The sequence below is a fragment of the Lysinibacillus sp. UGB7 genome, from assembly GCF_049058285.1.
Taxonomy (GTDB): Bacteria; Bacillota; Bacilli; order Bacillales_A; family Planococcaceae; genus Lysinibacillus; species Lysinibacillus sphaericus_B.
This window is the reverse complement of sequence record NZ_JBMGUV010000001.1, coordinates 62874-78759: the sequence shown is the minus strand read 5'-3', so window position 1 is coordinate 78759 and position 15886 is coordinate 62874. Positions and strand designations below refer to the sequence as shown.

Below are 15886 nucleotides of genomic sequence, written 5' to 3'. Positions count from 1 at the left end.
ACTTATTTTTTATACACTTTGAATTCTTCTCCTACATATACAACCACAGGAACAGTAGCTTTTTTAAATTCAAGCAATAAGTCCTTCTCTATTGATTCAATGCTATCTGCCTTTACCGCTATAAATGTTCTGTTCTGAACATCGTTATGTTCTGCCATCTCTTTATACCCAGTATCTAATTTGTCCCAATACTCAAATTTAAACATATAGAACGGCTTTGTCACATTTGTCATGAATTCCTTCATATATAGCAGCTCATAACCTGATTCAATAATTTTACTTGCTACTTGAATATTTTCATCTGAATTTTCTTTTGTTATTTCGACAACACTTTCAGGGAAAGATGATATTACACCTTCTGCATTAATAGCAATACCTTCTTTGTTGATATGCACAAGTCCTTCCTCAAATTTATAATAAAACATACCATCACCAATTGTCCTCTTACATAATTGGAAATCTGTAATTTCATGTTCCCATTCACTAGCTTCTTCATGTTTGTGCTCATAATGCTTCATTTCTTCATTAAAATTAATGTAATATCTTCGTTCAGACAAGATACCTAAATCTTCCCGAACGATCTTACCGTCATTAAGACAAGCTGTAGGTGCAAGAGCTTTATACGCTACAAGCCCATTTTCAACTCGATCATTAATTAAACAATTTCCAAATTGAATAAGCCCTATGATTGCAAGAAAACTAAATGCAATCATGTAAAATCCTTTCTTTTGAAAAATGGTTTTTGAATCCTTATTCTTCTTCCTATTTACCTCATACTTAATCGAATCCCATAGCATTCTTCCGCCTGTATAGAACATAAAAAGTGATACAATAACTATGATGCCTACTATAATTTCTGACACTATCATTTGTCCATTTCACCTTTTTCTACAATATTTTTATCTTACTAAAAGCCTCCACAATCGCCAGTTGAACCACTGTCGCCACTATTTGCTCCGCCATCCGTTGAAAAATTCGTGTCGCGTTCATTTTTATCTCCAGCTGGCATCCCTGCATGTTCTATATATAAATGTATAGTTGTACAAATTAGACCTACAGTAATTAGTAAAAGTAAACCCATTTTTACCACCTGCCTTTCAATCTAATCACTACTATAGCTGTCACTACCACCGTCTTAGCCGCCCCCGCCAACATAGCTTGAGTAATTAGAGTTTCCTCCACCAATTTCACCTTTTTCATCCTGGTTATCTACCGACTGCTCTGAAGTATAAAACATGATCCAAAGTGCAAAAGAAACCGCAGCTAATGCTCCAAATCCTATTAATACAAATAAAATAATTACCAACATTTCCACTGACAACACAATGCCCTCCTTTTAATACAGTATTTTACAATCACAATTTTAAAAATGAGCCCCACCGAATTGATGGAGCTCATTTGACTAATCGCAGCTACTTGAACCACTGTCTGAACTACTAGAACTACTAGAGCTAGAACCGCAGTCATAGCTACTGCTAGAGCTGCCACTAGAATTACTACCACAGTCATGATCTTCATAGGAAGGATAATTGGACGCATGTTGTGCATTTTGTTGCATTGTTATATTCTGTTGACGTTGACGCTCTTCTTCTCGCTCACGCTCTCGTCTACGCTTATCCGCTTCCTCTTGTTCAATTTGGCGTTGACGCTTTTTAGCCTCATCCAGTTCAAGTTGACGATGACTCTCTTCTTCACTCAATTCCTTACCTGTTTCGAATCGTAATTGAGGTGTAGGATCTGAACCTTGACCTTTAATACGCTCACGATCTTCACGTATACGCTTTAATACATCTTCTTTTGGGACGAATTCAGACTTTGAATGACTAACATTTGATGCCACAGCCTTTTCCTTAGTGAGTTCCTGCTCTTTTTGCCATTCCTCAAAATTTTCAATTGTTCCTGATGGCGTTACCTTCCAGTTAAATAGAAGTTTATTTTTGTCTAAATACGCAAATATATCACGTCTTTTCCAAAAAAACATTCCTCCAATAACGATTCCACAAAATGATGAAATGATCATATTAAGCTGGAACATTTCAGCAATACGCTCTTTCCCTCCTTCAATAAACGAATTGCCAAATGTAATCAACAATGTTGTTAAAAGCATAACAACACCACCTTTAAAGGGAATTCCGTTGTCACGTTTAATTAACAATGAACGAATGACAAAGATCCCGATTAGTCCAACAATCACCGTATAAAAACCTGCAATCATTTACAAACACCTCCATTTTAATTGTATTGAACAATTTCTCCGACTGATGCATTTACCTCTCTATCTGCTTTTTCAAAAGTTATTGGCTCAAGAGCAACATCATACGAATTTCGTTCAATTACTTTTGAATAGCCAATTAACTGAAAAGCCACAACGATCAATAAAAACGCTGCCATAACTCTATTTAAGAAAATCAATCGCTTTCGATACATGGTCCGAGAAACACGACTATCTTTTTCGATTTTTAATCCCCCCTATTCAAAAGTTTTATATCGCATATTACGTATTTGAAGTCTTTGATATAACAAAAAAAGTGAGCTATACCTACAGGTACGCTCACTTTAAAAATTTCAATTATTTGGCTGGCACTAAATTTTCTGTTTCTTCAGTAGTAACTGGTAGTTCAATATTTCCGCTTGTTGACAAACCTTCATCTTCTGTTACCTTAGCAGAACCTTTACCACTGTCTTTTTCATTTTCAGGTACTAACGACTGAACCAATGGATTCTTTTTAGAATCACGTAATTTTGCGTTTTTCACCACTCTAACTTCAATAATCTGTTCTGCATTGGCTTTATAAGCAGTAATACTTTCAGCGTTATCTAAGAATACAGGCATTTTAAACTCCAATAATACGGATAGCATATTTGTAATTTCAAGACCTGCCTTAATATTTTCGGCTGTTGAACAAATAGAAAGTTTCTTGCCTTCATATTGAATCTCAAAAGCATCTTTAATTTCCCCTGTCGATTGAACAAACTTTTGTAATACAATCGAAACTTTATTTAGATGTTTTTCTAATTCGCCATTTAACAAACGAACGAATGTTGCGTTGTACTCTTTCATTGCTTGAATAGTCATAGTTGCTTGATTACTTCGCTTACTTGCTTCTACAAATAAATTTTGAGATGACGCTAATTCTTTTTTGCGTTCATCTAATTGCTTCATATACGCTTCATACGCAGAATGCATTCCGTAAACTTCACGAATTTGTGCATTTAGCTGCTGTATTTCATTTTTTAATGCAGTCGCCTTTATAGTTAAAGATTCTACTTGTTGACTAACATTTGATGGAAGTTGAGCCATACGAATCTTTTCTTGTAATTCAATAACAACACGCTCTTTTTGAGCATTGAATAAAGTTCGCTGTTCCTTCAGCTGAATACCGTTAGCGGTAATTGTTTGCAACTCAACATTTAACTGCTGAATAGCATTCGCTTTACCTGCTTCGAATTGCTCAAAGTTTTTCTGCTGTTGTTCATTAAATTGCTTTAATTGTTCACTTAACAGATTACCTTGTTGATAGCAATCTGTATGCTCAGCTCGAATTTGCTCTAAGTGATTGTTTAATTGGGCTAAACGCTGGTTTTGTTGATTTTGCAGTTCTACAATCTTTTGACCAGGTAATTGACCATTACATGTTGGGCAAGCCGTTTGTATAGGCTGGCTGTTTTGCTGAATCAATTGTACTTGTTGGTTATATGAAGCTGAAAGTTCTTCATAACGTTTCCGTACATATTTTAGCTGATTTTCAATCACATTTTGCTCAGGACGAAACGTATCGTTTGTAATGCGAGCAATTTCAGCCGTAATACGCTTGTGTTCTGATGCAATACCTTGCAATTCACCTGCTTGTGGAAAAGCCATTTGCTCCTGCATTGTTAATTGTTGCTGTAATGATTTTAACATCTCATTGTGTGCAACTTCATTTCTCATTCCAGCCAACTGTCCTTCAATCGCTTGCAATTCCTCTTCTTTTTGATCGAATTGCTTTACAAGTTCATCCTTATTAACCGTTGGTGCAGCGACCTCTTGAATTGGCTCTTGTAAAAAGTCAATGCGACCTTTTAGTTGCTCCATTTCTTTCTCGTATTTATCAACCTCGGCTGTACGATTTTTGATGTAATATTGCGTATCATTTTCATCAAAACGCTCATTTTCTAATACTTTCGCATGAATATTATTCATATTAGCTAGAATTATATCCTTACCGAATGTTGGCATAATATCTACGATTGTTTTACGTTGAGCTGCCATCTCTAATGAAGAAAAATACGTTGGATTAAATAGGAGTAAGAAAATGTCACCCTGTATAAATTCGTTTAATTCAGATTGCGAAATTTCTTTATCATTCAATTTAATTGTCACACTAGATGTTTGTTTACGAGTAATCGTATGTGACACACCATTAAAGTCAAATTTCAGCTCTCCGTAAGCACCTTCTGATTGGTTATTTTTTACATTAATATTACGTGAGTTTCCGCTTAAATTCTTTCCTAAAACTACCCATACAATCCCCTCACCAATCGATGTTTTACCTTGTCCGTTATCCGCCTTAAATGGATTTAAACCTGGTCCCAAATTAAACACGACCTCTTCTTCAAATCCTTTAAAACCCTTTAAACGTAAACTATTAAAAATAATGCCATTCATAATAAAATCCTCCAATATATCGCATAAAAGCGATTCCTTATTTTTAAATCTGCTTCATGATACGTATTGAATTAAGGATTTATAACGAAGGTACTAAAAAAGTCCAACAAAAAAAGGCAGCCTAGCTACCTTATCGAATGCCTTATTTGCCTTTTTTTGTATGTATAAACAAGATCGATTATTGCATTAACACAAAATCAAATCCTTCTTCTGTTGGTTGATAACTTATAATCTTTAACTTAACTGAATCATTGAATAGAGCTTCTTTAATCATTTCAAAAGATTCATCCATTGGTTTTTCAATTACAGTTTCGCCATTTTGATTAGTTACTTTAATATAATCAGTCATGTCTTTTTCACTGAAAACAATTTCAACATCTACCTGGTCCATCTTCTTGTTAAGTACGTTATATAAATAACCTTCCAACTCAGTTGATTCTACGGATGCTTCAATTTTCACTTCAATCCCTCTTCCCTTTTCCCTTTTCTATTCCTCTTCATCTATGAAAGAACGCTCGTTCGCTTCTATAAGTACCAAGCAAACAGGTTGTTATCCTGTATCATTTTGCCTATTATCTTATCCATAATCAGTATTGTATCGAAGTTTTTGAGCTCTTTCAAGTTATCTAGCGATTTTATCTTGTAATTCAAAAAAAACCGTACAATTGCACTAATTTTTTTAAATCTATTAAAAAATTGATTATTTTTACCTAAGATATAGCATTTTATGTCGAATTCTGTCGAGTTAAATGCCTTTTTATGTAAATTATATTCAAATAAATGGATATGCTAGTCCGAGAATTCCATAATCAGCTATTACCATATAAGAAAATATTGTCCTTTTTAATCAAAATTTTACCTTTTTTTCATTCAATACTCCATTGATTCTTTATGCCTATATTTAGACACGAATAGTATGAAATTTTGCTGGATAGAATAAATAAGTCGTTTCTTCTATTAATAGTTTTATTTTATCAAAAAAAATTGGAACTCTAGGAGGGGATAATTATTTCAAAATATAATCACAAGAATAATAATCAATTAGTAGCTTTTCAATCTGAAATACGAAACATTCCTTATAAAATACCTTCCATTCAACTTTCCACCGAGGAAAATGCTAAAATCGACACTTTTATTAAGGGAATGCTTTATCAAAAAGTAAAAGAAATGGAATATCGAAAAGATTACTATGGAAAATTCAGACGGTTCAAAACTGGATTTGCAGGTGAAATGGCAATTGCTCATTTACTTGAGGCGAATTTTGTCGATTTAACAATTGGTGATTCTATGAATTATAGAGGTTCTGACATGAAACGACTAGGGATTAATATTGGTATCAAAACAGTTGAATATGGAAAATTTCCAATCATCCATCGGAATAATCCAATTCCTCAAATATTCGTTGTGAAAAAGAGTGACACTTTTTATGTGCTAGGTGTAGCTACACCTGAAGTGTTAAATTCGTTTCAAGACGATCAATTTATACTGGACAAAAATATTCGAAAAGCAGGTTATAAAACTTCATTTACTGGATTATCAAGATTGGAGCCATTTTACGACATGGATCAATTGCTACTAGCTGTTAGCCAGTAAATAAAAAAGCGTAATCGTAGATTTGCTCTCACGACATACGCTTTTTTATTTTCATTTATTTGCACCTATATCCGATAGCATAATAATCGGTTCTTCTTTTTTACGACTTAATGGAATATAAACACCCTTTTGTGCAGCTGGGTTATAATCGTCATAGGCATATGATAAGTCAGCGAATGTATGGATATGAACATCAGGCAACCCTTCGACAATCGTGCAATTCAATGTGAATGCATTCTTTCTCGAAATCATTTCCATAACAGTCTCATCAATTGCATAATCGTACTTTAAAGCATTGTTTCCTTCACCTACTTCTACAGCCTTCGTTCCTTCAATAGAAGATGGAATAAACACAATTTTACTAGCATCTAATTCCAGCTTTGCTTCCGTACTTGTAATCGTTGTAGCGTTTTTAAGCTCTCGATTTTCACGAATTCGCTGCAAATATTTGTCTACAAACGATGTTGATAATTCTGTCAAATCAAACTCCCCCCTTATATAATTCTTTATCTATTACTATACATATTTGATCAGAGTATTATTCAATAGATTACGATAAAAAAAGACCTTCTCCATTGTTAGAGAAAGTCTGTTCCTACTTATTATCGACTTGCTATTTTCCCCTCAGATAATAGCTTTTTATAACGCTCTAGGTAACGATTAGGTAAAAACTCTAAATCATTACATTCCTGAATAGCTAAATCCGTCATCTCTTCAATCTTAGGATTTTTAGCCGACAAGATATATTTCATTGCTTCATCAATCAATGCCTTATCAATTAGATCCAATTTTCTTCGTTTACAAAGCTCCAATGTCTTTACTACAATGTTTTCTAATTCTGCTGGCGAATAATCATTTGTATTATCCGCAATTGCATCGAAATCTGCTTTGCCTAAATTGTTTAGAACTGAACATTTATTAACATGATATTCGATGACATTTGACCGCTCTTCCTTACTAGGCAGCATGAACGGAATCTTTTTATCAAAGCGACCTGCACGTTTTAACGCTTCATCTAATTGATTTGGATAGTTTGTTGCACCAATAAATAAGATATTGCCTCGATTTTCAGGCTTTGATAAAAATGATAAGAACATACCAAACATATTGCTTCGAACACTATTAGAATCGCTACCGTTGCCTCTTGATAATGCTTGATCGATTTCATCAATAAATACAATTACAGGTGTTAATGAGTTGAAGCAGTTAAAAGCCTTTTCTAAATTTTTCTCAGCTTCCCCCACCCATTTGTCCAAAATCTTACTCATTTTAAATTCGATAAAGTTGATTTTAGCACTACCAGCTAAACAGTTCGCAAAATATGTTTTACCTGTACCTGGAGGACCTGAATATAAAAGCCCTTTTGGAACTGAATTCAAATCACCAGCCAATATAGGATTTACAATTGCTTCTAAATGATAGTTTTTTAAATGTTCTTGTCCTGAAAAATCATCTAATGAGTAACGATCTGTATCCACCATTTCAATCAATTGTCCGAATTGTCGTTCGATTAATTCTTTTTTACGCTCCATAATCATATCTTTATCCAATACGCCATTTTGGTGAGCAATTAAAAAAATATCTTCGATGTGCAATCGTGACAAACCTGCTGTAATACGTGATAGCTCAGCTGATGTTAAATCATTTTTAAATACAAATGTGCCTCGATCTGTTAAATAGTTGATCATTTCCTTGCGTTCTTCGAAATTTGGAAACTCGATATTGATGACGCTAATACGTGAATTTGCAGATAATAGCATCGGATGGATACCTGATTTTGATTCACTTACAAAGATCACCATATTTTTTGAGATTACAAATTCTTTACTCATAAATAACTCGTTTAGATCCACAACTTTCTTCTTCTCTTCATCTGAAATATGACCATTTGCACCTTGAGATAAGAAGAATTCGGGATATTCTACTATTAAACACTGTTTACGTTCAGTATTTTTCAAATTCAAAATCATTTCGTCCCATTCATAGCTTCCTAAGTCACCCTTTAAATCAGGATCATCATTATAAATGTCTACCCCTTGTGTAGATAGATTATATAAAGAAATAGAGTTAAATTTTTCTTTTAGCTCTTCTTTTAAAAATTCCTTTAACAATTTCGCTTCTGTCATGTAATCATAAATGTTACCTGTTAATAAAAATACGTTTGATACCCCTGACGTATAATGATTAACCAATTCTGTATACCAACCAACATTTGTTTCCTTCATATCATTCACTTCCCTATTTATTATCTATCTATAGTAGTCGGACACTGCCGCTTATGTTTCTATGTTATATTTATTTTAACACACACTATATATATCGTCAATTTTAATTGACCTATACCATATCTTGTGTTATATTTTATTTAAAGCTAATAAGTTTCCTATGTAACACTTTGACATATACTATTATAAAACATTCAATTAGGGGGAATACATTATGAAAAAATCACTTTTAACAGCAGAACTTGCATTTCACGCTAAATCTTTAGCTATCAACCTCGTTTTAGGCGTTTCATTCGGCAAAATCTTTGAACTTTTTGTACTCTAAAATGTTTTCTAAGTAACTTTAGAATACATATCGCCAGCACATACATTGTGTTGGCATTTTTTTATACCACAATATATAGTACCTCACTTCATATAAGCAACCTTTAAATCACAATTAATTTCAACGTCCGACAGGTTTTTTATTATAACAACAGCCTCTTTTTCATAGCGTATATGAAATAATTTCAGGAGGCGTTTTATGACAAACACAACATCTAGTGCTCAAAGAACAAAAGGAGGCATTGGATCGTTATTGCTAGGTAATATTAAAAATATCATAATGACGATTATTGCTGGATTCATCGGGGGCGTAGCTCTTGAATTCTTCATCATTCCAAATAGTTTTTTGGATGGTGGAATTACAGGTATCTCAATTATCACAAAACAATTTATTGATTTACCTTTAGGTGTATTCTTATTAATATTCAATGCTCCATTTATTTATGTGGCATATAAAACTAACGGACGATCTTTCGCATTTTTAACTGCTCTCGGCATTACAAGCTTCGCTATATCGACAAGTTTACTACACCACGTTAAACCATTTACTTCGGATTCATTGTTAGCATTCGCATTTGGTGGCGTATTACTCGGATTAGCAGCAGGTCTTGCATTCCGATCCAATGCAGCAATTGATAGCATCGACTTAGTTGCCCTACTACTAGCTAAAAAGCTACCTTTTTCCGTAGGCGACATCATAATGATGTTCAATGTTGTAATTTTTACTGTAGCAGGTTTCGTATTTACATGGGAGTCAGCTATGTACAGTGCTTTAACGTTCTATATCGCTACAAAAGTAATCGACATTGTACAAGTAGGCTTCGATGAATCAAAAGGAGTATTTGTCATCACTGACAATCCTGATCAAATGGTTGAAGCCATTTCAGCTCGATTAGGGCGAAGCTCAACATTATTTATCGGTGAAGGCGGCTATAATAAAGATCCTAAAAAGATCGTTTATGTTGCTATTACACGTATTGAAGAAACAAAGCTTCAACAAATTGTAAGATCAGTTGATCCAAAGGCTTTTGTAACGAAATTCCACATTTCAGAAGTACATGGTAGCAACTTTAAAGAAAATATTCATTAATCAGGAAATGTGTGGCTAGTTAGCTACACATTTTTTATTTGTTTTTTATTTTAATAAACCTTGTTTTTAAAAAAACTAATAAATTTGTTTAATAGTCTACTTTTTTAAAATCTTTGTTATTTTAAAAACCTTTACATTTGATAAATACTAATTTTTAAAATCCTTTTATTCTTTTTGCACAAAAAAAGGTGGTATGATTCCTCATACTCACCCCTTTCATACTATTTCTTTATAGATTCTGCTTCTTGTTCTGATTCTCCAGTGTTCACCAGCGGCTCTTCGCCTTCATCAACATGTTCCATCCACTCTTCAGGAGCACGTTCTTGCAGCAATTGAGATACTTCATCTGTTACTTCATTTGTAATCAAGTTGCCATCTGTTTTCTGCACAACATTCAGAATACGTAATAAATCTTTACCAAATTGGAATGTTTTATATGCTTCTGCATGAGCTGAATAGCTTTCAATTGTAGAATCTAAATATGCAGTTGATTCTGCATTTAATAACCCTGGTGCTGTTACGCTGAAGTAAATGTCATAGTAATACACTAACATTTGCTTAAATGCTGGCACATACTTAGAATCTTCATTCGTTTTAATAATTCCTTCAAGCTCAACGATCATTTTTGCCACTTCAGGAAGCAATGGAGCAGTACCATCTTCATTTACAATATTTGTGCCTGTTTGAAGAATATTAAACTCGATATAGGCAATAATATCTTTGTCCATATATTGCTTATAATCCTTTAAAATACGCTCAAAGTCAGGATTTAAAAAGAAAACTAATTCTTTCGAATTGCGATCAAATTCGGTTTTCATAACAACGTGCAGCTTTGCTGTTTCTTTTAAAATCGCTTTTAATGCTTCATCTTCCACTTTGTTTACATCAAATTTTTCTGATGTCGGATCATTTTCTGCTTCCACTAACTCCCCTAATTCTTTTTGGAATGCTGACAATTTATTATTCAACGCTTCTGTTTCGCTATATAGCGTATAAAGCCATGTGTCCACCAAATCACTTGATCCATCCTTCGATAATCTAGGCAATTCAGCATCCATTTTTTCCTTAAATGCATACGTATCAGCAATTGAACTATCCTCAGTAATCAATTCACTCAACACTTCTTTTTCTTGTGCCTCAGTATACGGCTTTTCTTCCTGCGTACAAGCACCCAATAATGCGGTAGCTAATAATAAACTTGCAATAAATTTAGATTTCATCTTCATATCAATTTATCTCCCCTTTAATAAAAGTTATCTTTCACTCTATACAATTCGATAATGTATATTCCAAAAAACATGTCGGATAGGAGAATCCAATGCATGAAAAAGGAGATGTTACAAACAAAGCAACATCTCCCAATGGATATTTCTTAATGAAACCTTACTTACTTGTGCTATCGTATTTGACTTGAGAAATCTTCTTTTCAGCATAAGTGATAGTTATTTCTGCTGCAATTACAGCCGCCAATACTTCAGGATAAATAAGAGGCATACTAGTGAGCTATACCTCTATATTAAGATTGCTTATTCTATTTCGATGTTTCTTTCATCGTTAACTCAAGACGGTCAATACGTTCATGGAACTTTTGAACTTGCGTTTCATGACCTATAAAGCGTTTTAGATCATCAACCGCATATTGTGCCGCTATTTTATTTTCTTCAGTTCGATTTCGCTCAAATGCGTCCACTGCAATATAAGCTTTCTTCGCTGTTGCACGAGCTGTTAATGAACCAAATACAGTGTTTGATTTAATGACATGCTCACTACGTTGAACTAGTTCCTCAATTAAATCAGCATATTTTTTATTATCAAGTAAATCTTTTGGAACAGTTCCTTGTACTTTGATTAGACTATTTACAAGAGTGTTAGAATTGTATAATTCTGCATCGTAAATGGCTTTTGCCCATGCAAGCAAGTGCTTTTTAATTTCAGGATTTTTAATAGATTCAGCCGCTTCAACAACATGATCTCCTGCTGTATAATTACCATCTAATTTCTCCCAAGTTTCAACTTCGAATAATAATTTTGCTAAACGATCTTCTAATATCGTTTTACGTTCACTTTTCAGCAATACATCTACTAATGGCAATGCTACATAATATAAAGAGCGTTTTTTATCGATTTTAGCGTTTTCAGCATCCTGTACTGCTTTTAATGCTTTTGCATAGTTCTCATTGTCAATTACTTGCTTCACTGTTTCTAATCGAACCTGGAAAGCATCTTTTTGACTTACTTCATCAGGTAAAGTATTAATTAATGCCTGTACTTTTTCCACGCCAGCTTGTGTTGGGCGTTGTTCTAAACGAGTTAACTCAGTTTCAACTGCTGTAATTTGATTTCGCAATTTGATTGCGTCAATGCGGTCAACTAAGCCTTGTTTGCGTGAATCATTAGATGATACCTTTCCTACAAGTGAAATCGCAGTGTTTAAATACGTAATTAATGTTGAATTTTCTGCTTTTATAACTGCATCTAATGCTTGATTGTACAGACGGTCCATTTCTTCTTGTGTGTAAATATCGCTTTCCAACTTCGCAATACGCTCTAATAGCTCCGTTTTTTCAGTTGATGGGCGTAGGGCATTTACTTTTTCCTTAGCGTAGACAATAGAAGCACTTGTACGCAATTCTTCTGCTTTCTCTACTGCCTGACGAGCTATTGCAATTCCTGCATCATCTATCCCTTTACGAATGGTTTCTAATCGAGCGTTTAAATCGGCTTTTGCTGGACTCTCTTTTAATTGAGCAACCGCTTTTTCAGCACGCTCGATGTCCGTAATACGTTTCGTAGCTTCAGCTTCCTCTACTAACTTAGTTGCTTTATATAATGCCTGAAGATCATTGTATTTTTCTCGTACAACATTTAATCGCTCTTTCAGTTCTTCTTTTTTCTTAGAAGGACTTAATTTAATAATCAACTTATCTGCCGCTTCAATATCAGCTAAAGAAATAGTGCCTTCTACTTTCACAACCGCTGCTTCAGCCGCTACTAATGCATCCGATGCTGCAATTTCATCTAAATAACCATCTTTGATAATTGAATCAGGTAATTTACTAATGTTATCTAGTGTATTTTCTCCACCTTCAATTTTTTCCACTAACTCCATTAAAGTCAGCGTTGCATCGATTAAAACATTTAATTGCTCTTTATTATCGGCTACTGTTAATACTTTACCACGTTCACGAATGGCTTCTAAATCTGTTCTTGCTTTAGCAAAACCATCCACTTTAATTTTTCCATCTAAGATACCTTTATTAATAACAGCTACTTCAGCTTTTAATTCCTCAAACAACGTGCTGTCGGCAACTTCTTTTTTAAGTGCATCTAAACGTACTTGTAATGCATCTTTTTCAACTGATGCAGGAAGTGCCATTACTTTTGTTTGTGCTGCATCAACATCAACTTTTTTCTTTGTTGATTCTGCTTTTTCGACGGCCTTTATTGCTTCAACAAGAGCATTTGAATTACTAACTTCATCTTTAACTTTATCTAAACGATCCTGTAAATCTGCTTTGTCCTTACCATCAGGCAATGCATCAATTTTGTCTTGTGCGTCCTTAATATGTGATTCAGATTTTGACTTTTCAGCATCTTCGACTACTTTTGTCGCTTCATCTAATGCATTTGAGCCTTCCTGCTCCGCTTTCAACGCATTTAAGCGACTTTGCAATGTATCTTTTTCTGCCGACTCAGAAAGTGCTGTTACCTTTGCTTGAGCCGTATCAATATCTGTTTTTATTTTTGTAGACTCCGCTTTCTCCACCGCTTTTGTGGCTTCAGCTAATGCATTTGAATTCTCCACGTATTCTTTTACTTTATTTAACCGATCTTGCAACGCATCCTTTTCACTGCTTTCAGGTAATGCATCGATTTTATCTTGTGCATCTTTAATGTCCGATTCAAATTTTGACCTCTCAGCATCTTCAACTGCTTTTGTAGCGTCCTCCAATGCTTTTTTAGCATCTAATTCCGCCTGTAATCGGTCTAAACGTTCTTGCAACGCATTTTTAGCTGCTGATTCAGGTAACGCTGTCACCTTTTCTTTTGCTATGTCGATGTCTACTTCTGTTTTTGTTAATTCCGCTGTTTCAACTGCACTTGTTGCTTCAGTAAGCTTTTTAGCTGCATTAATTTTATCCTGGACAGCATCTAAACGAGTATTCCAATCCATTACTTCTGTTTCATAAATTACTTGATCAATTTCACTAATCTTTGTACGAGCGTCATCGACATCTTCTTGAAGTATAGATGTTTCAGCTTTCACAACAGCTTTTTCAACTGTTAAAATTAATACATCGTCTTTCTGATTAATTGAATCTTCATACTCCTTACGCTCTTCATCTGTTAGAGAGTTTAATAGGAATGGCAATGTTGTTCCTTCATAAATACCCCATGTCTTTTTAAAATCAAAAGTAGGATAAAAATCTTTTTGCATTTGTTCTGCCTTAGTCAACCCAAGAACATTTGGTTCTTCGTTCATTGTTAGTTTATTGCTACGTTGCATTTCCTTGTTGTAATACAGTGTTCCATAGATATTAGGATTTCCCTGCATTTGTTTAAGATCATTTGGTGTTGTAAACAAATAATTTTGCCCACCGCTTCCAACTTTAAATTCATCTAATAATAAATAATAACCTTTTACACTCAAAAATTTAAAATAACCATTGTTGAAAGAGGTGCTAGTAGTAACAGTATCTCGAAGATTACCTGTAACTACTAAATTTTCAACATTTTTAGCAGCTGCAATGTCGTTATATATCGGCACAACAGAAGAATTTATTTTTAAAACATTATCAGTTAATATATTTCCTCCTGCTGGACGAAGTTTTGTCACCGATCTTGCATTAATAATTAATTCAAGCGAATTTCCTGTTGCTACCGTACCACTAAAGCCGATGTCAAACCCCTCTATTAAAGCTGTAGTAGCCTTATTATTTGTATCGTAAATAATGTCATTATTATCAAGTGTTACCTTTTTTCCTCCCTTCCCAATTGCATACTCATTTGTATTAAGCTTCGATGTATCTGATAAAATCTTAGTATTCCATTTATTATTACGGATTATAATTTCGTCACGATTATCAGAGTTTCCATATAATCCCCCGATTCTATCTATATGAGCGTTTCTACCTAACTCTAAATTTACATCCAAGTTCACATCTTCAATTATAATAGGTGGATAACCAGCTATATTTTGAACAAATGCACCAATCAAGCCTCCTAAAGCACTAGGAGTATTACTATTTGGATTCTTGTCCAGCAATCCATCTACTTTTACCGATGAATTAGATACTTTAAGATTTGACACTTTTAATATATTTACTTCCCCGATTAAAAGACCTACAGAACCACTAGCTTGACTATTAATTAATACACCACTATTCACAATTTCCACATTGGTTATTTCTAACGGTTTTGTTCCCAAAACCTGACCAAATAAAACGCCATATTCATCAGTTCTATCAGAAGTGCTTGTATTAGTTTTTTTCACTTGTATATTGTCTAATCTTAAATTCTCAATTTTTTGTGGTTTTATTGCAGACATATGGTTTGAGTATGCGAAAAGTCCAACAGTAGCCGTTCCGTTTTTAATCGTAAATCCATTTCCATTTAATTTCCCATTAAAAACATTTAATTGAGCAGACTTACCACCGAAATCTATATCATTTAAGAGTTCATAATAAGCGTCTTTATTAGCTCCTTCCATAGCCAACCAATCTTGTATAGTTGAAACTTGATAAGGCTCTGATTCCGTGCCATACCCTCCTGAAAACGCCAATGCCTGATTGCTAATTTTATCAAAACCCAGTTTTCCATTTAGGTTTAAGCCACTCACATCATCAACTACCCCTACAATAGCTGGTGCAGCAATTACCGCTCCTACCATTGCCGATGTTGCTACGATTTTCTTTTTATAGTTCTTTTTCATATAACACGCTCCTTTTTAAATAATAATTTTTTTGCTCATTTTTTTAAGCATTATGAATTCTATACAGTTGCCCC

13 protein-coding genes are annotated in these 15886 nt (G+C 34.0%); 2 read left to right on the top strand and 11 right to left on the bottom strand.

Features of this window, described 5'->3' with window-relative positions:
* Positions 1-2 precede the first annotated feature (2 nt).
* The 7 genes from ACOMCU_RS00275 to ACOMCU_RS00245 all read right to left on the bottom strand — a co-directional run bounded on the left by ACOMCU_RS00275 (position 3) and on the right by ACOMCU_RS00245 (position 5108).
* Positions 3-869, bottom strand: coding sequence for a hypothetical protein (locus ACOMCU_RS00275; protein ID WP_421048966.1), 867 nt, complete (start codon positions 867-869; stop codon positions 3-5).
* A gap of 38 nt (positions 870-907) precedes the next feature.
* Positions 908-1081 (bottom strand): hypothetical protein, encoded by a 174-nt coding sequence (locus tag ACOMCU_RS00270; RefSeq protein ID WP_421048965.1) that lies wholly within the window; start codon positions 1079-1081, stop codon positions 908-910.
* 54 nt (positions 1082-1135) lie between these two features.
* Positions 1136-1321: a hypothetical protein gene (locus ACOMCU_RS00265; protein WP_421048964.1), complete on the bottom strand. Its 186-nt coding sequence runs from the start codon at positions 1319-1321 to the stop codon at positions 1136-1138.
* A gap of 81 nt (positions 1322-1402) precedes the next feature.
* On the bottom strand, positions 1403-2215 hold the full coding sequence (locus ACOMCU_RS00260; protein ID WP_421048963.1) for a hypothetical protein: 813 nt from the start codon (positions 2213-2215) through the stop codon (positions 1403-1405).
* Between the two features lie 17 nt (positions 2216-2232).
* Positions 2233-2391 carry a hypothetical protein gene (locus ACOMCU_RS00255; RefSeq protein ID WP_421048962.1) on the bottom strand — a complete coding sequence of 53 codons (159 nt, stop codon included), beginning with the start codon at positions 2389-2391 and terminating at the stop codon, positions 2233-2235.
* Positions 2392-2569: 178 nt separating this feature from the next.
* Complete coding sequence (locus ACOMCU_RS00250; protein ID WP_421048961.1) at positions 2570-4648, bottom strand: AAA family ATPase; 2079 nt, start codon at positions 4646-4648, stop codon at positions 2570-2572.
* A 178-nt stretch (positions 4649-4826) separates the two neighbouring features.
* Positions 4827-5108, bottom strand: a complete 282-nt coding sequence (locus tag ACOMCU_RS00245; protein WP_421048960.1) for a hypothetical protein — start codon at positions 5106-5108, stop codon at positions 4827-4829.
* Between the two features lie 683 nt (positions 5109-5791).
* Between ACOMCU_RS00245 and ACOMCU_RS00240 the strand changes: the two genes are divergently transcribed.
* Positions 5792-6241 carry a hypothetical protein gene (locus ACOMCU_RS00240; protein ID WP_421048959.1) on the top strand — a complete coding sequence of 150 codons (450 nt, stop codon included), beginning with the start codon at positions 5792-5794 and terminating at the stop codon, positions 6239-6241.
* 51 nt (positions 6242-6292) lie between these two features.
* Here the strand turns inward: ACOMCU_RS00240 and ACOMCU_RS00235 are convergent, their stop codons facing one another.
* A complete protein-coding gene (locus ACOMCU_RS00235) occupies positions 6293-6721 on the bottom strand; it encodes a hypothetical protein (RefSeq protein ID WP_421048958.1) in 429 nt (142 codons plus the stop codon).
* A gap of 122 nt (positions 6722-6843) precedes the next feature.
* On the bottom strand, positions 6844-8466 hold the full coding sequence (locus tag ACOMCU_RS00230) for an ATP-binding protein (protein ID WP_421048957.1): 1623 nt from the start codon (positions 8464-8466) through the stop codon (positions 6844-6846).
* Positions 8467-8989: 523 nt separating this feature from the next.
* Here ACOMCU_RS00230 and ACOMCU_RS00225 point away from each other — a divergent pair.
* Entirely contained in the window at positions 8990-9880 is an 891-nt protein-coding gene (locus ACOMCU_RS00225) for a YitT family protein (protein ID WP_421048956.1), read from the top strand.
* Positions 9881-10101: 221 nt separating this feature from the next.
* Here ACOMCU_RS00225 and ACOMCU_RS00220 read toward each other — a convergent pair whose 3' ends face one another.
* Positions 10102-11106 carry a hypothetical protein gene (locus ACOMCU_RS00220; RefSeq protein WP_421048955.1) on the bottom strand — a complete coding sequence of 335 codons (1005 nt, stop codon included), beginning with the start codon at positions 11104-11106 and terminating at the stop codon, positions 10102-10104.
* Between the two features lie 305 nt (positions 11107-11411).
* On the bottom strand, positions 11412-15812 hold the full coding sequence (locus ACOMCU_RS00215; protein WP_421048954.1) for a GA-like domain-containing protein: 4401 nt from the start codon (positions 15810-15812) through the stop codon (positions 11412-11414).
* Positions 15813-15886 lie beyond the last annotated feature (74 nt).